This window comes from Paenibacillus caseinilyticus (genome assembly GCF_027533645.1).
Classification (GTDB): domain Bacteria; phylum Bacillota; class Bacilli; order Paenibacillales; family NBRC-103111; genus Paenibacillus_G; species Paenibacillus_G caseinilyticus.
The window spans coordinates 18,336-35,801 of the sequence record NZ_JAQAGY010000002.1 but is presented as its reverse complement, the minus strand read 5'-3'; the positions used below and the strand labels follow the sequence as shown (position 1 = coordinate 35,801).

Genomic DNA, 17,466 nt, shown 5'->3' with positions numbered 1-17,466 from the left:
CTTATACTCCTCTCCGGTAGTGATACAGTTTGGTAATGGAGCCGGTCACATCCGACAGGAATCCGGAAGCGATCAGGACGATGAACATCAGCTGTGACGGCTGGGCGAGGACCAGCGATCCCATAGCGAGCAGAAAGCCTGCGACGAACACAAAAAAAGAATTCCGCGTCGCTTTCAAGCCAATCAGCTTGTCGAGTTCATCCTCGAAGCTCGGTTCCTTCTCGCTCGTCGTTATTCTGAAGACGATGTTAAAAACGATGCTGATCATGATGTGCGCAGCGATGGAAACCAAAGTCAGGATGAGGACGAAGGACCCCCAATAGCGGAAGGTTGCGTCCGATTCCAGCCCCCCTGCGGGGAACTGCGGGTACATGTACAAGCAATAAGAAACGAAAATGAGCACAGCGCTGATCAACGATACGATGCTTTTCTTTTCCTGGTAAGTCAAGAAGTGACACCCCCTGTGTATTCACCTTTACATCATGAATGGTAATATATACATAATGTAATTCAAACCATTCATGATGTCAAGTAAAGTATACACACATTTTCATGCGAATGGAGGCCGTCTGCGGCCGCGCAAAAAGAAAAGGAGCCGTATGCCATGGGCATCGCTCCTTCATCGTTTCGATTGGATTAAACCGAACCCATTGGTTGGATCTGTGGCTGGTTCATAATCTGTGGCGGGTTCATAAGAGGATGCTCAGGCCGTTCTTGCCCATCGCCTCCTCCCTCTACCGCTTCCTGTAGCTCATCGGCGTCGTGCCGGTCACCTTCTTGAACATCGTGATGAAGTGCGACACGTTCATATATCCGACAGCCTCCGCAACCTGCCCGATGCTGAGTCCGGTCGCGGCGAGCCGCCGCTTCGCCTCGGCCATCCGCTCCTGGATGATATAATCCGAGAGCGATACGCCCGTCTGCTTCTTGAAGAGCCGGGAGAGATACGAGGGATTGAGATACACGGTCCCCGCGATATCCTCCCGGGAGAATTCCTCGTGAAGATGCTCCGCGATGTACTTCTTGATCTTCCGGATGAGATCCGTATCGCCGCCGGCCGCCTCTTGGTAATAGTCCAAGCCCGCAGCCACCGATCTGCACGCCCACTGCCGGATATGGGCGGCATTCCGACTGCCCGCCGCAGGATCGATCAGGTCCCTGAGCCCTGATGCCTCATAGACGGACAGCCCTTTCTTATGGAACGCCGTATACAGCGTATAGAGGACGCTCGCATACAGGCACTCGATCTCTTCTTTGCTCACGTGCTCCTTCTTCTCCAGCGCGGCGCAGCGTTCTTCGATGCCGCCGATCAGCTCCGCGCGGCGCCCGTGCTCGAAGAGCAGCACCCAATCAGCGACGGGATTCGGCGAAGCGGCGAATTCGCAGGGAGCCTTCTGCGCTGGAAGCTCTTCCTTCAGCTGCACCGTGCCGGGCGTCGAGACATTGGCCCGCTCCATCTCCAGGAGCTCCCGGAACATCCCGGGAAGCCCCGAGATGCGGACGACCTCCCCGATATAGCAGGACAGGCTGCACTTGAAATGCCTGACGCAGTACCGGACATACTCCCCGCAGAGGCGTTTCACCTCGCCAAGGTCCGGAACAGCCCCCTCCGGGGCATAGACCAGCACCAGATTGATCCCGCTGCGGTCGAGGAGGACCGTACCCGGCAGCGCTTCGAGGATCACCTCGGCGGCCACTTTGCGCATGGCATACTCCATAATCTCTTCGTCTCTTGCCGTCAGTTCTTCCCTCCACATCTCGACGGAGATCAGCACGGGCAGCACCCCGTCGCCCGCCCGGAGCGGAATGCCGAACTGCTTCAGCGAGGCCTCCAGCTCTTTGGGCCGCGGCACGGCGCGCTGGTTGACGAGATCCTGCCAGAACCGTTCGACGAGATAGGGCAGCTGCGCCTCCCACTGGCGCACGTACTGCCTGCGCAGCTCGCTGTCCGCTCTCGACTCCCGGTTCCGCCTCCACCGGACGAGCGCCTGCTCCGCCGCCTCCTTGACGGCTTCGTGCCTGGCCGGCTTCAGGAGGTAATCCTGGCTTCCCAGCTGCAGCGCTTTGCGGGCGTACTGGAAGTCGGCGTGTCCCGTCAGGAAGATCGACACGGTATCTTCGGAATGCTCGTTGACCCACTCGAGCAGCTCGATCCCATTGCCCCCGGGCATCTCGATGTCGCAGATCAGGAGGTGGATGCCGCGCGAGCTCATGATGTCCTTGGCCTGCTTGGCATTGTAGGCTTCGTATACCTCCGTGACCCCGAGCTCCGCCCACGGGATGCCCTGGGACAAGCCGCGGACCGCCGTTCTTTCGTCGTCTACGATTAATAAAGAATGCATGGCTGCTCCTCCTCCCCTCTGTCCGGTATCCTCTCCGCTTCCTCCCCGATACCGCGCGGTCCGGCAGGAATCCGGATGATGACCTCAGCCCCCCGCGGCTCCCCGCAGCGGAATTGCAGGGAAGCGCGGTCCCCGTACTTCATCTTGAGGCGGTGGTACACGTTCCACAGGCCGATATGGGAGTCGGAGTCCGTCAGGTCCGTGAAGTACCCGCAGGAGTTCATGCGCTCCAGCTTCTCCACAGGAAAGCCCCGCCCGTTGTCTGTTACCACAATGTCGGCGTATCCCTCAGGCCCTTCCTCCGACGGCTTCACGCGGATATCTAGATGCAGGCGCTCCACCTCCCCTTTGAACCCGTGCACCATGCAGTTCTCCACCAGCGTCTGAATCGCCAGCGGCGGGATAGTCAGGCTGCCGTACCCCGACTCCACGTCGATACGATAGGTAAGCGTCTCAGGGAAGCGGACCTTCTGGATGGCGAGGTAGCCCTCGATGAAGGCGATCTCCTCCCGGATGGGCACTTCATCGGTATTCTTGCGGATCCGGTACCGGAAGAACTCGGCCAAGTGCAGCGCGAGGGTCTTCACCGTCTCATACTCTTGGAGCACCGCGGAGTTATACATGATATTGAGGGTATTAAGGTAAAAATGCGGATTGATCTGTGCCTGCAGGTACTTGTACTCCGCGCGCTGCACTTTCAGCCGTTCCTCGTACCGGTCGATCGTAAGATCGCGGATTTCGGCGCCCATCCGGTTGAAGGTCCGGATCAGATAAGAGAATTCGCCGGCAGGCTCCTCCTTCACCTGGACGCTGAGATCGCCATGCACGATCCGGCGCATCCCGCCGAGCAGCCGGTTCATCGGGAGAAGCAGAAGGCGCCGGAGAATAAAATAATAGACGGAGAGCACGGCGATGCACAGAAGCGGAATGAGGTAGATGACTTTCTTATAGAAGGGGAGCTGCAGGAGCACATTGGTCTCGGGAATCGAAATCACCAGATGCAGATCCGTCTCGCCGAGCTTCATCCAAAGCGTCAGCCGGCTTCCGCCTCCTTCCCGCGAGTCCGCAAGAATCCGGTACGGCTCCTGCCGGTCGCCAAGCATCTGCTGCAGCGCAGCCGTGTCGCCCGGAGCCAAGGTGGTGGCGGTAAGCGGGGCACCCGCTCCCGAGAGCAGGAAAATCTCGCCCTCCCGGCCGAAATTGAACGGCTTGATGGACTGGGTCAGCGCGGACAACGGCACCCACGCGCCGAGATACACCTTACCGTCGAAGGAGACGGCCTTGAGCAGGGCGTGGGCTCCCTCGCTAGTCACCACATTCCAGGAAGCGGAAGCCGCTCCCCCTTTCATATACGCCTTGATCGCCTCCAGCTCCCCCTGAAGGTTCTTGTCCCGGTAGCTCACGATGAAGTTGTCCGCATCGCTGTCATAGACAAAGAACGCTCCCGCCACCGGATGATTGTTGAGCTCCACGTACATTTTCTTCGAGAGGGCCACTTGGGACAGGTCGTACGCCTCCGATCCGTATTCGTAGATCCCCACCGTCTTCAGGTCCGTATCGCTGAGCACCTGCTTGTAGAGATAATTCGTAATGCCCGAGATCGACTGGTCCATCTGGCGCACATACGTGGAGAGCAGGTTCTGGTTCGACTGGGCGACCTGCACCCGGACGACATCCATCGAGTAGAGCGTGATGTAGTACAAGAAGATGATGAGCGGCGTAAGCACCAGCGCGAAGGCGGCGACCATCCTCATTTGCAGCGACGTATTGTTCTTCACAGCATCACCCTCTCCCTCCCGGTTGTTCCGGCAGCGGATTCCCGCCCGTGCCGGCTCCCTCCGGCCGAATAGATAGCGAAGCAAACCTGCCCCCCTCTTCCCGGGACCGGTTTGCTCCGCTGCTCCAGCATGACTTATTTGTTCTTCTCGTTATACATCGCGGTCCAGGCATCCTCGACGCCCTTCAGCCCCTGCTTCTCCAGCTTCTTGATCAGCTCGTTGTACAGCGTAACGACATCCTCCTGCGAGCCCGCCATGATAATCTTCGTGAGCTCCGTCTCGATGGAAGAGGTCATGTTCGCGAACGCGATGCCTTCCTTCGATTCGCCGTTCAGCGTCAGGATGCGCAGCTGGGTCGCATCGAAGTTCACCGCTTCGACAAGCTTCCGGTCCTCGCGGCGGTCCGGCGCCTCCGCATCCCGCTCCCAGTTGTACTTCTGGTGCTGGTTGAGGTCGAGGTAGCGGACGCCCGTTTTCTTCCCATAGCCCTCGGAGTCCTTCATGATCTCCTCGTATACCCCCGGCTTCAGCACCGGCTTGCCGTTCACGTTCTCCCAGGTCTGTCCTTCGATACCGTAGAAGGAGAGAATCTGGCCTTCCGGACTCAGGTAATAATTGAAGAACTCCATGATCTTCTTCGGATTCTTGGCATTCTTGGTGATCACAGCAATGTTCCAGCCGGTCTTATCGTAGCCGTCGCCGTTGGCTTTCACCCCGGCCGTGCCCGCCGGGTGCGGCACCACCTTGTAGAAGGCCTGCTTATCGGTCAGCTTCAGCACTTCGCTCGCCTTCCAGAGATCCCAGAAGTTCGCCACGATGACGGCGAACCGGCCTTTGGCGGCCGCCTCGTCGAACTGCTCCGTCTTGTAGGTGAAGTTCTCGGGATCGAGTAGCTTTTCTTTGTACAGGGTGTTCATCCACTTGAGGGCATTCAGAGTCGCTTCGCTGCGGATGAAGTGCTTCACCCGCTTCTCGCCGGCATCGTAATAACGCGAACTGGCGTTCTGGGCGCCCCACAGGTTCGCGATCCGCTCGACGTTCCCGGTCACCCCCTGGAAGCCGATGCCGTACACCGCCTTGCCGTCAATGGTCAGCTTGCTGTCGCGGACCTTGCGCAGGTACTCGGTCAGCTCGTCGACCGTCTTGAACTGCGGGGTGCCGAGCTTCGTGTAGATGTCATTCCGCACGCTGAACGAACCGCCGACGGAGAATTCGCCTTTCTCGTTGAACCAGTTCGGGATGCCGTACACATGGCCGTCCGGCTTGCGCAGCGCATCGACCGCTCCTTGGGGAATGTTCTTCGTGAGTATATCCTTGTAACCGTACTTCTCGGCGAGCTCGTCGATCGGATACAGGGCCCCCGCAGCGATATACTTGTCGAGTACGGGCCCGCGGTCCATCCACATCACTTCCGGGTAATCCTTGGCGAGCAGCATGATGCTCGCTTTCTCGTTCCCGTCGCCCGAGACGCCGTTGAATTGAAAGGACACGCCCGTTTTCTCGGTAAGCGCTTTCGTAACAGGGTCGCTGCCCCACACTTTGGGCTTCCACCACTCGTACATCCACGATGCCTGCACCGTGACCGGTGCGTTCGGGTCGGCATTCTCGGCCGCAGCTGGCGTCTCCGGCGTCTCGGTTGCCGTCCCTCCGGAGCAGGCGGTCAGCGAAGCGGCCACGCTCACGGCGAGGACGGTCTGCGGAAGCTTTCTTTTCCAACGTTTCATAAGAAGAACACCCCGTTCATTTAGATTTATATTAATTGGTATAGATTCATTTGACAATCACAGATTCGCTCGACTATCCGCTAGCCCTTGATCGCGCCGACCATGAGCCCCTTGGTGAAGTGCTTCTGGAACAGAAAGTAGATCAGCGAGATCGGCACCGCCGTGATCACCACCGAAGCCGCCTTGATCGTCATCTGGTTCGCCTTCAGCCGGTCCATGAGCTGCGACTGGGCAGCGTTCGTAACCGGTGTCTGCGACAGCGCGATGATCTTGTACAGGAATGTCTGGATCGGCTGCAGCTTCGGATTGTTGTTGAAGATATACGCATCGAACCAGGAGTTCCAGTGATCGACACCGACGAAGATACAGATCGTGGCCACGATGGGCATCGATACCGGGATGATGATCCGGTAGAACGTGCTGAAGTAGCCGCAGCCGTCGATGATCGCCGACTCCTCGAGCTCCTTGGGCAGCTGCTCGAAGAAGGTCTTCATCAGGATCATGTACCAGACATTGATCGCTCCCGGAATGATGTACACGAGGAAGTTGCTGAGCAGTCCCATCTCCTTGTAGAGCAGGTACGTCGGGATCAGCCCCCCGTAGAATATCATCGAGAAGACGCAGATGAGCAGGTAGGCCCGGCGGCCCATCAGTCCCTGCTTGGACAGGCCGTACGCCAGCAGGCCCGTGCAGAATACGGTCACGAGCATGCCGAGCGCCGTCCGCGACAGGGTGATCCAATACGCGCCGATAATCGTTTTGTCCGAGAACACCACCTGATAGGAGCTCACCGAGAACTGGCGGGGCCACAGGTAGATCCCGCCCTTCTGGGCGTCCAGCCCGTCGCTGAACGAGATGGCCAGCGTGTTGATGAACGGGTACAGGGTCCCGAGGCTGAGCAGCACCATCAGCGTGATATTGAGTGTGTCGAATGTCCGCTCTCCAAGCGTTCGCTTCATTGTCTTATGCCCTCCTCCTTACCATATGCCCATCTGGAACCTGCGGGCGATGGCATTGCTGCCCCATACGAGTGCGAAGCCGATGACGCTCTTGAACATGCCGACCGCCGTCGCATAGCCGTACCGGCCTTCCTGAAGCCCCGCCTCCAGTACGTGGATGTCGAGGATATCCGATACCTCCTGGATAACCGGATTGCGCAGCACGAGGATCTGGTCGAAGCCCGCATCAAGCACGTAGCCGATCCGCAGGATGAGCAGGATCACGATCGTCGTCAGGATTGAAGGCAGCGTGATATGCAGCATCTGCCTGAAGCGGTTCGCCCCGTCCATCTTGGCCGCCTCGTAGATCTCGGGGTCGATGCCTGCGATCGCCGCCAGGTAGATGATCGCGCCCCACCCCATCTCCTTCCAGTTCTCCGTGATGATCAGGATCGGCCAGAAGTACTCCGGCGTTCCCATGAAGAAGACCGGCTCGCTGATGAAGCCCATAGCCATCAGAACATTGTTCAGCGTTCCGTCGTCCTTGCCGAGCACCGTCAGGATCAAGCCGCCGACAATGACCCAGGAGAGAAAATGCGGCAGGTACGAGATTCCCTGGAACGCGCTCTTCCATCTCGAGGAGCGGATTTCGTTCAGCAGGAGGGCGAACAGGACCGGCAGCGGGGTCAGGATCACGAGCTTCAGCAGTGAGATCATCACCGTGTTGTACATGACCGTCCCGAACGCCGGGGAGGTGAACAGGTCCTCGAAGTGCTGCAGCCCGACCCATGGGCTTCCCCAGATGCCCTTGGTCACCGAGAGCTCCTTGAAAGCGAGCTGCATGCCGTAGATCGGGAAGAACTTGAACACGATCAGGAACAGAATGCCCGGCAGCACCATCAGCTGCAGCTCTTTCTGGGCCATCAGCCTCCGCCAGCCGGAGCGCTTCCCCTTCTCCTTCCGTACGGCGGGATTCACCGCCGATTCCATTTGCACAGGCTCCAAGCCCCCTTCGTTTGGCTAGTTTTATTTGATTTCATTCCGTCTTGGTTCCCACATTATCCCATGTAAGCGGGTCGCCTGTCTTTTGGTCTCGTGACCTTCTATACGGGTTTGGTGACCCGTGAACTCCCGGGAGCCGTTGGCTGTAATGGGGACAGCCAACCCTTGGACGCCAAAAAACCGCATCCTGCAATGGATACGGTTGGGTGTATCGGCTGCCAGCGGGCCAGCATATCGGCGGGCCAGCCGCTATGGCATGCGCCAGCCGGTGACGCAGCGGATTCTGGTTGTCGGTGAAAATGCGGTGCATCGGCAATCACCGGTCTTATTTGACCGACCCCATCATGCCCGCCACGAAGTGCTTCTGCATCAGGAAGAACACCAGCGCGGTAGGCACTGTCGCGATGACGATCGCCGTCATGATCAGCCCGTAGTCCGGCGAATAGCTCGACCCGAGGTTCGAGATCAGGAGCGGAACCGTGATCTTGTCCGGAGACTGCAGCACGACCAGAGGCCACAGGTAGTTGTTCCAGCTCGACATGAACGTGATGATCGCCGCAGCCGCATAGGTCGTCTTCATCGTCGGCACGTAGAGCCGGAAGAAGACGCCGAGCTCGGTGAGCCCGTCCATACGCCCCGCCTCGATCATATCCTTCGGGAACATCTTCGTGCTCTGCCGGAAGAAGAAGATGAGGAAGGCGGTGGTGACCGTCGGGAGGACGACCGCATACATCGTGTCGATCCCGATGGCCGGGACGACCTGCGAGATGCGGGCGAACATCCGGTAGAGCGGCACCATCATCGCTGCGAAGGGAATCATCATCGACAGCAGCAGCACGGTGAAGACGATATCCCGCGCCTTGCTGCGGAAGATCTCGAAGCCGTATCCGGCAAGAGAGGCGATGAGCAGCGCGAGGAACGTCGTGCTCAGCGAGAGCTTGGCGGAGTTGCCCAGCGCGTGGATGAGCTCCGTGCTGTCGAGCAGCTTCCGCAGGTTGGCCATGAAGTAAGAGCCGGGCATCAGCACGCCCTTCGTCACATCGACCGACCGGTTCGTGGAGGAGATCACCATCCACAGGAACGGGAAGATCGAGACGAGAGCCGCTCCGCTCAGGAACAGATAGATGAACGTACGCCGGAGCTTAGCCATTCTTCTCACCTCCAAGCTTGAACTGCACAATGGCCAGCACGACGATCATGATCAGGATCGAATACGATACGGTGGCTGCGTATCCGAAGTCCGGCGAATATTTGAACGAGAGGTTGTAGATATACTGCGAGATGGTCATCGTCGCATTCCCCGGCCCGCCCTTCGTGATGTTCATGACCTCGTCGAAGAGCTGCAGCGTACCGATCGTGGAGGTGATCGAGGTGAACAGGATGATCGGCTTCAGCAGCGGGATCGTGATCTTGAAGAACTGCTGGAAGGCCGAAGCCCCGTCGATCCGCGCCGCTTCGTAGATCGAATTATCGACATTCTGCAGGGCAGACAGATAGAAGATCATGTTGTAGCCGGTCCAGCGCCACGTGATCGCAAGAACAATCGTGATCTTGGCCCAGAACGGGTCGGTGATCCACTGGATCGGGCCGGCGATGAGTCCGACCTTGAGCAGCAGCGCATTGACCAGACCGTTCGATGCGAACAAGTATTTGAAAATAACCGAGTACGCTACAAGCGACGTCACGCACGGCAGGAAGATCGCCGTCCGGAAGAAGCCCTTGAACTTCAGCTTGCTGTCGTTAAGCAGCACCGAGATGAACAAGGCCAGCACAATCATCACCGGCACCTGAATCACCAGGTAGATCAGGGTGTTCTTCACCGTAGTGAGGAACGTAGTATCCGTCAGCAGCCGCTCGTAGTTGCCGAGGCCCGTGTAGGTCAGATTCGAGCCCTTGCCCGATTGGAAGCTCAACAAGAGCGCTTCGGCCATCGGATAGAAATAGAAAGCGATGATCATCGCGACGGCCACGAACACGAACGCCCATCCGACCCGGTTATAATTCCCGTTTAAGCTCTTTCTTTGTTTCGGCTTGGATGTCATGACCGCCTTTACCTTTGCCGTATTACTCATCCTGTTGTCCTCGCCTCCTTTCTGCAGGGGAACCGCTGCCCGTACGGCCTGTGCCTCCTCGGCACCAACCGGCCGGCAGCGGTCCCTGCCGTCTGACCGTTCTTACTTCAGCTGCGATTGAGCCTGGGCCTGCGCATCGCTGAGCACCTTGTCAATATCCTTGCCGTTCAAATAATTCTGCATCTCGACCACCAGGATATCTTCCACCGCATACGTATGCATGCCGTAGTTCACGTTCGGGATCTGCTTGGTCCACTCCGCGAAGTCGGCGGTAATCTTCTGGCCGCCGAAGAACTCGTCGCCCTTCTCATAAGCAGCGCCGCTCGAAGCCGCCTTCAGGGTGCCCAACGCGCCGACATCGGTTACCAGCTTCTGGTACAGGTCCGCGTCGGAGCCGAAGGTCTTCGCGAGGAAATCCGCCGCCGCTTCCTTGCCCGGCACGTTCAGCACGTACCACGAGGAGCCGCCGAGGTTCGAGGCATTGACGGACTTAGAATTACCCGCCATCTTCGGAATCGGCGCCACCGCCCACTTGCCCGACTGGTCCTTCGCCGCCTTGATCGAAGGCGTGATCCAGTTGCCTGTCGGCACCGAAGCTACTTCGCCGTTGTTGAAGCCTGCCACGAACTGGCTCCAGTCGGAATGCATCCGGACGATGTCCGCTTCCATCATTTTCTTATAGGTCTCGAACGCTTCCTTCAGATCCTTATTGCCGGCCAGCGTCGGCGTCTTGCCGTCCTTATCCAGGTACCAGGAGCCCGAGGACTGGATCATCACCCGCAGAATTCCGAGGTCGTTCGGGTCGAGGGAGATCATCGCCTTGCCGGTCTTGGCCTTCACCGCTTTGCCGATCTCGATGAACCGGTCCCACGTGATATTCTTGAGGTCGTCGGCCTTGAAGCCGGCCTGCTCAAGATAGTCCGTCCGGTAGTAGAACCCGGTCACGCCGGAGTCGAACGGCACCCCGTACTGCTTGCCGCCGAAGGATGTCGGGCCGGCCTTGTAGTCGGCGAAGTCCGTTCCTTTGACCACGGAGGAGAGGTCGTAGAAGGCATCCGGGTAAGAGCTAAGGAAGCTCTGCGCTCGCAGATCTTCAATCAGCACGATATTCGGCAGTCCCTTGGTCGTTCCGGAGTTGAGGCCGGCGTTCAGCTTCTGGACGATGTCCGCCTGCGCATTCTCCACAATATTGATATTGGCGTCGCCCTTCTTCGCCTGGTAAGCTTCCTTCGCTTTGTTCAGTGCCGCGATATTGAAGTTCGGGTCCCACGCCCAGATCGTGACGTCCTTCACCGCTCCGGCGGTTTCCCCGCCGCTTCCGCTCTTCGGCGCTTCGGTCGCACCGGAAGAGCACCCTGCTGCGAGCAGGAGACTTGCCATCGATACTGCAATCGTTTTCTTCATCTTTTTCATTCCCCCATTAAGTATGATCGATGCCAACTGACACAGGTTGTAAGCGCTTATACAGGTATCATACCGAATGGGTGGACGGTACCGTTAGGAGAATCATTGTCCGCTTTTGTACTTTATTTGTGAATTTGTATCCGCTTTCTTCTGCCATTTGTATTCTTTTTGGTTTTCTTGTACTCTCTTTAGCTTTCGAGAAGCGGCAGCCGGATTTTGACCCTCGTCCCTTCGCCGGACCGGCTCGTGATCGTCACTCCGTAAGGCTCCCCGTACAGCAGCAGGATGCGGTCGTGCACATTCCGGATTCCGATCCCGGAGAAAAAATGGCTCTTCCCCCCGTCCTCCGGCAGCATGTGCTCCCCGGACAGCCCTTCGATCCCGTCCCCGTTGTCGACAATCTCGCAGACCAGCGTCTCCCCGTCTCTGGCGACCAGCACGTGCACGGTGCCCTGCTGCTTGCGGTTGAAGCCGTGGAAGAACGCGTTCTCGATGAACGGCTGGATCATCAGCTTCGGCACATGGTACCGCAGGCAGTCGGGGCCGATGAAGAAATTGGCCCTTACCCGGTCCCCGTAGCGGACATGGTTGATGAAGACGTAGCTTTTGAGATTGGATATCTCCTGCTCCACCGTGACCGTCTCGCTCACATTCCCGATCGCATTCTGGAGCAGCGTAATCAGCGCATGAATCGTCTCCGCCGCCTTCTCCTTGCTGCCTTGCTGCACCAGGAACTTGACCGAAGCGAGCGTGTTGTACAGAAAATGCGGATGGATCTGACGCTGCAGCGCCGCCAGCTCCGCATTGCGCTGCTCCTTCTGCGTGGCCACCAGCTTGTCGACATACTCGTGGAGCTCATCGAGCATATAGTTGAAGGCCTGCCCGACCTGCCGGGTCTCGTAGCTGCCCGTGACCGAGATATAGTTCGCGAAGTCATTCTCCGTGATCCGGGACATCTGGCGGACGAGCAGCGTCAGCGACCGGGTCATGCCTCTTGTGATCAGGAACACGATGACCAGCGCCGCCAGCACGAACAAGGAGCAGGTGAGGACGATCGCTTTCTTGTTGAGCATCTGGCCCGAAGCAAGCTCGCTGTCAATGACATTGACAAGGTATACATCATAGAACGGCAGCTCCTCCGCCAGAATAATGCTGTCCTTCCCCCACACCTTCCCGTTCACGGTGCGCACCTGCTGCTCTGTAATCTGCGAGGCGTACCGCAGCAGCTCCGGCGTATACTCTCCCCGGTAATCCTCCCGGTTGCTCGAGACGATGAGGCCCGTGGGGCCCAGCATCACCACATCGTTGCCTTCGCTTGTGAAGCTCGAATAGAACTGACGGAAGTCGCTCTCCCGGATCGCCACATACAGCATGCCGTAGACTTCCTCGGTGGAGCGTTCGCGGATCACCTGCGTGGCAACGATCAGCGGCTCCTTGCTCCCCGCATCCGCCGGGCCGGGCCGGTAGTACTGGTAGGTCATCTTCTTCGGCTGCTCCAGGGCCCTGCGCGTCATATCCAACCCCTCGAGCTGCCTGGCCTGCAGCGGCAGCAGGGACCGGTCCGTCGAGTAGCTGCGGCCGTTGACGCCGCTGATCGTGATGCTGACCTGGTAGGCGTCGATGATCGACTGGATCCGGTCCATCTCCTGGCGGATGCTGCCGTACTGCCTGGCCATCGTCAGGGAATCGCTGTCCCCTTCCGTCAGGAACGACTTGACCGTCCCGCTCTGGAATACATTATTGGCGGCCGTAATGACCGTGTAGTGGAACGAGTCCATGTTCGTCTTGATCTGGGAGATCACCTTGGCGTTGGTGATCCCGAACGTCTCGGTGAAGAGCTTCACCGACATATGCAGCGTAATCCATGAGGTGGCCGCCGATACGGCAACAATGCTGACCACCATCACGGCGATCAGCTTGACGAACAAGCGGCTCCCTCTCCACTGCTCCCACAGCGACCGTATGAGCTTCACTCTTTTTCTCTCCCCCGGTGTTGTCACGTATGATTCTTGCGGTATCGGCTGGGAGACATTCCCGTGAACTTCTTGAACACCTTGCAGAAGTAGCTGTGGTCCGCGTACCCCACCCGGGCCCCGATATCCGAGATGGCCACGTCACCGGTCCGGAGCAGCTTCGCCGCCTCTTCAATCCGGATCCGGTTCACGTATTCGTTGAATCCCTCCTTGCTGTTCGACGCAAAGTAGCTCGACAGATAGGACGGGTTAAAGTGAAAATGCTTCGCCACCTCCGACAGGGTCAGCGGCTCGCTGTAATGCTCATGGATGTACGCGAGCAGCCTCTTCATATTGGCGTCGACGCGGGGCTCCCCGCAGGTGCCCGCTTCTTCGAGGAAGGCGTCCAGCAGACCGAGCACCGCGCGGGCCGACGGCGCTTCGTCGATCCCTTTGAAGTAAGCGTACTTCTCTTCGTCGAGCCGCTTCACGTCGATCCCCGCCTCCCCCAGGGCACTCGTGGTATGGAAGATAAGATTGACGAAAAAGGCCTTCAGCTCGAACACATCGGTCTCGTAATCCTCAATGAAAGCCGCAGCATACTCCCTGAGCCGCCGGAAGGCCGAGTCCGTCTGCCCCCGCTTGAGCTCCTCGGTATAGCGTCCCACCTCGAACTCCGGCAGCGCCGCCGGCCGGGAGGGCAGCATGCTCTTCGCCAGGCAGCCCGCTTCCGGGAAAAAGAAGCGGTACTGCTGGAGCAGCCTCAGGAACTCCCCGCGGTACACCGTCCCGAGCTGACCGAACGAGCCGAACGGCTCGCTGACAGCCCAGACCGTCCCCGGCTCCTGTCCTCTGCATGCATCAGCCAGTGTCTTGGCAGTAGAGGAAAGCCCGCCGAGAGCACCCTCCTCCGCATTCACCAGCAGTACCAGGAGGCCGGGTGCCGGCACCCTATGGCAAACGTAGGACACAAGCTGCGTGCGCAGCTCTCTCTCAGCCATAGCCGCGAGCCGGTCAGCGGCGGCGCTCTCCCCCTGGCCGGCGCTCGGCAGCAGGCAGCCCAGCAGGCGCATACCTCCATAAGGCAGCGCTTCCACCCATAGGCCCGGATCATCCGGCACCGGATAACCGGCCGCCGCTTTCTCGATGAAGCTGTCGATGGAAGCACTGCCGCCGGCGGGCGGCGTCTGCAGGCGCAGCCCCGGAATCCGGTCCGCCGTATTCTTCAGCACCCGCAGCAGCTCCTGGGATTCCAGACTGGGCTTCAGGATATAGTCAGCCACGCCGCTCTGGAATGATGACCTCACGTAGGTGAATTCGCTGAAGCTGCTTAGGACGATGACCTCGATCTCAGGATAATTGCGCTTGATGATCCGGGTGAGCTCCTCGCCGTCCATGACCGGCATGACGATGTCCGTCAGGACGATATGCGGCCGCAGTTCTCCGATCTTAGCCAAGGCTTCCTCTCCGTTCGCCGCCTCCCCCACGATCCGGAAGCCTACCTCTTCCCAGTTCAGGTGATGCTTAATCCCCTGCCTGACGAGCAGCTCGTCATCCACGATCAACACATGGCAGTATTCGCTCATCGGCTGTTCCCCCTTACCAGTTCTCCTGCATTCCTATGGATCACAGCATACTCCCATCCGAAGCCCATAGGCAAATCTTACGCCCATTGTACCAAATCCCGGTACAGGTAACGAATCCAGATATTGGAAGGGGCGGGGAGGCGGTTGTGTACAGAATCCATACTTGCGTGAGCGGGCAGGGAGGAATATGGGGTTCCGGCCGCTGTTGAAATCGTGTCCCCTTCCCTCACTGTGCCGCTAATTGCTCTGCGCCATAGCAAGAAAAAGGCAGAACCGTCATGAACGGCTCTGCCTATCGGGTATCGGATGAATAGGATATAACCTTGCTCTATTGCAGCTTTCTCCGGTGTGATGAGGCATGGCACCTTAGGGGAGGCGGCCGCCGTGATGCCGTGATGTTGTACTGCCGCATGCACTGCTTACGACCGGCGTCCCGCACGCGCCTCCCCCTGGCCGCCAGCCCTTCGTTACATCGTCTGGCCGCCGTCGATCGTGAGCAGCTGTCCGGTCATCGACTCCAGCTCCAGCACGGAGACGACCAGCTTCGCGACTTCGTCCGGTGTCGTGATGCGCTGCAGGGGCAGGTGACCGCCGAGCTTCCTCATCTGCTCCTCCCGGCCGGCCCACCACCGCGTCTCTACGGCTCCCGGCGCCACGCAGCACACCCGGATGTCCGGCGCCAGCGCGCGGGCCAGCGACCGGGTCAGCCCGTGGACGGCCGCCTTGGAGACCGCATAAGGCAGGGAGGAGCCCAGCCCGGTCGAACCGGCGATGCTGCCGAGGTTCACGATGGCTCCCTGCCCGCCCGACTTCAGGAACGGGGCCGCCGCTCTGGCACAGTAGAACATGCCTTTGACATTCACCGCGAACAGCTCATCCCATACCTCTTCCTCCGCCGCCTCCAGATCACCGAGCGGGATATGGCGGGTGATGCTCGCATTATTGACGAGCACGTCCAGCCTGCCGAGCTGCTCCGCAGCCTCAGCCACCATCTCCCGGACCTCCGCGTCCTTCGATACATCCGCTCGAAGCGCCACGGCCCGGCCGCCCAGCTCCAAGATCTCCCGCACCGTGTCCTCCGCCTCAGCCTGCGACCGAGAATAATTGACGGCCACGGCCGCTCCTCTGCGCGCCAGCTCCAGGCTTACCGCCCGGCCGATTCCCGTGCCTCCGCCCGTGACCAGCGCTCCTTTGCCCTTCAGTTCCACTGTCATCTCTCTCCCTCCGCATTGCCGCCCGGTGCATGCTGTGCGATCCCATTGCCGAACGACCAATCCTCCAGCGTATTCTCCGTCACGATGATCATGACGTCCTCAGGCCGAACCCCGGCCGTCTCCTTCAGCAGCTGCGCCGTCCTCGCGTAGAGCGCCCGCTTCTTCTCCGCGCCCCGGCCTTCCCTCATCGTGATTGCGATGTAGATCAGCCCGTCGGTGCGGCGGATACCGAGGTAGCCCGGGTCATAGCGGAACTCCTCCGCTACATGCTGCGTGATCACCTGAAAGTAATCGTCCTCCGGGACGCCCGCTGTTTCGGTCAGTGCCTGGTGGACCGCCCGGCTGATGGCCTGCAGGTCCCCCTCTGTGCGCCCCCGGCGCAGATCGATCCGTACGAATGGCATAGCCTCTCTCCTCCTTCGCCTGCTCCCTGTGGAATTTTCCATCCTACAAGTTCATTGTAAGACCCCTGCCGGGTTTTGTATAATTGAATCTAATGAACTTCGAATTCAATTATATTGAACCAAGGAGAGGACGGAGACTATGGATCTCAAATCGCTGAAGACCTTTCACCGGATCGTGTCGCTCGGAAGCTTCAACCGGGCGGCCGAGGAGCTGAATTACGCCCAGTCCACCGTCACCATGCAGATGCAGAAGCTCGAAGCCGAGCTCGGCATCACGCTCATCGAACGCGGGAGGACGTTCCAGCTCACCGAAGCGGGGCGGCTGTTCCACGAACAGAGCGCCGGGATCGTCAAGGATATGGACCGGCTCCACAGCCGGATGTCCGACTGGATGCTCGGCGAAGCCGGAGAGCTGCGCCTCGGGGCGGTCGAGCCGATCGCGAGCTCCCTGCTGCCCCGCCTGCTGCAGCGGTTCCTGGCCGCCTATCCCAAGATCGGCATCGCCGTGGATATCGGGAATACCCCTCTCTTGGGCGAACGCCTGCTGAGAGGGGAGCTGGATCTCGCCCTCTGCTCGAGGCCGGTGGCCGGCGGGGGACTCTACTTCGAGCCGCTCTACTCCGAAGAGCTCCTCTTCCTGCTGCCCGAAGGGCATCCGCTCTCCGCGCTGGAGCGTATCCGCTTCTCCGATATCCGGGACCACCGCATCCTGCTGACTTCCAGGAACTGCCCTTACCGGCACAAGATCGAGATGCTGCTCGGCGAAGCCTGCGGCAGCCCGCTGAACAGCATGGAGATCAGCTCGATGGCCGCGATGAAGCCTTATGTCGAGAGCGGCCTCGGGATCGCCCTCATGCCCCGCAGCCTCATTGGTCCGCTGCCGCCCGGCATGCTGGTGCGCGAGGTGCGGGATGCGCGGGTATCCGTTACGTTCGGCCTGCTCTGCCGGGCCGCAGACTTCCCGCTGAAGCTGGCCGGCGCCAGGCTGTACGATGATCTGAAGCGGAATCTGGGCGGGGAAGGGGTCAGATAAGCGGCCCCGCTGCTGGC

At 59.5% G+C, this 17,466-nt stretch carries 14 protein-coding genes; 1 reads left to right on the top strand and 13 read right to left on the bottom strand.

What is annotated here, in order from left to right; genetic code table 11:
- Nucleotide 1: 1 nt before the first annotated feature.
- The 13 genes from O9H32_RS03065 to O9H32_RS03005 form a co-directional block, all read right to left on the bottom strand.
- Complete coding sequence (locus tag O9H32_RS03065; RefSeq protein WP_269864347.1) at nt 2-448, bottom strand: hypothetical protein; 447 nt, start codon at nt 446-448, stop codon at nt 2-4.
- Between the two features lie 286 nt (nt 449-734).
- A complete protein-coding gene (locus O9H32_RS03060; protein WP_269864346.1) occupies nt 735-2,342 on the bottom strand; it encodes a response regulator transcription factor in 1,608 nt (535 codons plus the stop codon).
- Nucleotides 2,327-4,204 (bottom strand): sensor histidine kinase, encoded by a 1,878-nt coding sequence (locus O9H32_RS03055; RefSeq protein WP_269864345.1) that lies wholly within the window; start codon nt 4,202-4,204, stop codon nt 2,327-2,329. The genes O9H32_RS03060 and O9H32_RS03055 overlap by 16 nt, the downstream gene beginning before the upstream one ends.
- A 50-nt stretch (nt 4,205-4,254) precedes the next feature.
- On the bottom strand, nt 4,255-5,844 hold the full coding sequence (locus O9H32_RS03050) for an extracellular solute-binding protein (protein ID WP_269864344.1): 1,590 nt from the start codon (nt 5,842-5,844) through the stop codon (nt 4,255-4,257).
- A gap of 80 nt (nt 5,845-5,924) precedes the next feature.
- The gene (locus O9H32_RS03045; protein WP_269864343.1) at nt 5,925-6,803 is read right to left on the bottom strand and encodes a carbohydrate ABC transporter permease; all 879 of its coding nucleotides are present in this window, start codon (nt 6,801-6,803) and stop codon (nt 5,925-5,927) included.
- A gap of 18 nt (nt 6,804-6,821) precedes the next feature.
- Entirely contained in the window at nt 6,822-7,772 is a 951-nt protein-coding gene (locus tag O9H32_RS03040) for an ABC transporter permease (RefSeq protein WP_269864881.1), read from the bottom strand.
- A gap of 337 nt (nt 7,773-8,109) precedes the next feature.
- Entirely contained in the window at nt 8,110-8,934 is an 825-nt protein-coding gene (locus tag O9H32_RS03035) for a carbohydrate ABC transporter permease (protein WP_269864342.1), read from the bottom strand.
- On the bottom strand, nt 8,927-9,826 hold the full coding sequence (locus O9H32_RS03030; RefSeq protein ID WP_269864880.1) for a carbohydrate ABC transporter permease: 900 nt from the start codon (nt 9,824-9,826) through the stop codon (nt 8,927-8,929). Before O9H32_RS03030 ends, O9H32_RS03035 begins: the two co-directional genes overlap by 8 nt.
- Nucleotides 9,827-9,958: 132 nt before the next feature.
- Nucleotides 9,959-11,260 carry an ABC transporter substrate-binding protein gene (locus tag O9H32_RS03025; protein WP_269864341.1) on the bottom strand — a complete coding sequence of 434 codons (1,302 nt, stop codon included), beginning with the start codon at nt 11,258-11,260 and terminating at the stop codon, nt 9,959-9,961.
- A 188-nt stretch (nt 11,261-11,448) separates the two neighbouring features.
- On the bottom strand, nt 11,449-13,233 hold the full coding sequence (locus tag O9H32_RS03020) for a cache domain-containing sensor histidine kinase (protein ID WP_269864340.1): 1,785 nt from the start codon (nt 13,231-13,233) through the stop codon (nt 11,449-11,451).
- Nucleotides 13,234-13,256: 23 nt separating this feature from the next.
- Nucleotides 13,257-14,798 (bottom strand): response regulator transcription factor, encoded by a 1,542-nt coding sequence (locus O9H32_RS03015; RefSeq protein WP_269864339.1) that lies wholly within the window; start codon nt 14,796-14,798, stop codon nt 13,257-13,259.
- A gap of 467 nt (nt 14,799-15,265) precedes the next feature.
- Nucleotides 15,266-16,012, bottom strand: coding sequence for an SDR family NAD(P)-dependent oxidoreductase (locus O9H32_RS03010; protein WP_406627248.1), 747 nt, complete (start codon nt 16,010-16,012; stop codon nt 15,266-15,268).
- Entirely contained in the window at nt 16,009-16,416 is a 408-nt protein-coding gene (locus O9H32_RS03005) for a tautomerase family protein (protein ID WP_269864338.1), read from the bottom strand. Before O9H32_RS03005 ends, O9H32_RS03010 begins: the two co-directional genes overlap by 4 nt.
- Before the next feature lie 139 nt (nt 16,417-16,555).
- Here O9H32_RS03005 and O9H32_RS03000 point away from each other — a divergent pair, with 139 nt between their 5' ends.
- Nucleotides 16,556-17,449, top strand: a complete 894-nt coding sequence (locus O9H32_RS03000; RefSeq protein ID WP_269864337.1) for a LysR family transcriptional regulator — start codon at nt 16,556-16,558, stop codon at nt 17,447-17,449.
- Nucleotides 17,450-17,466 lie beyond the last annotated feature (17 nt).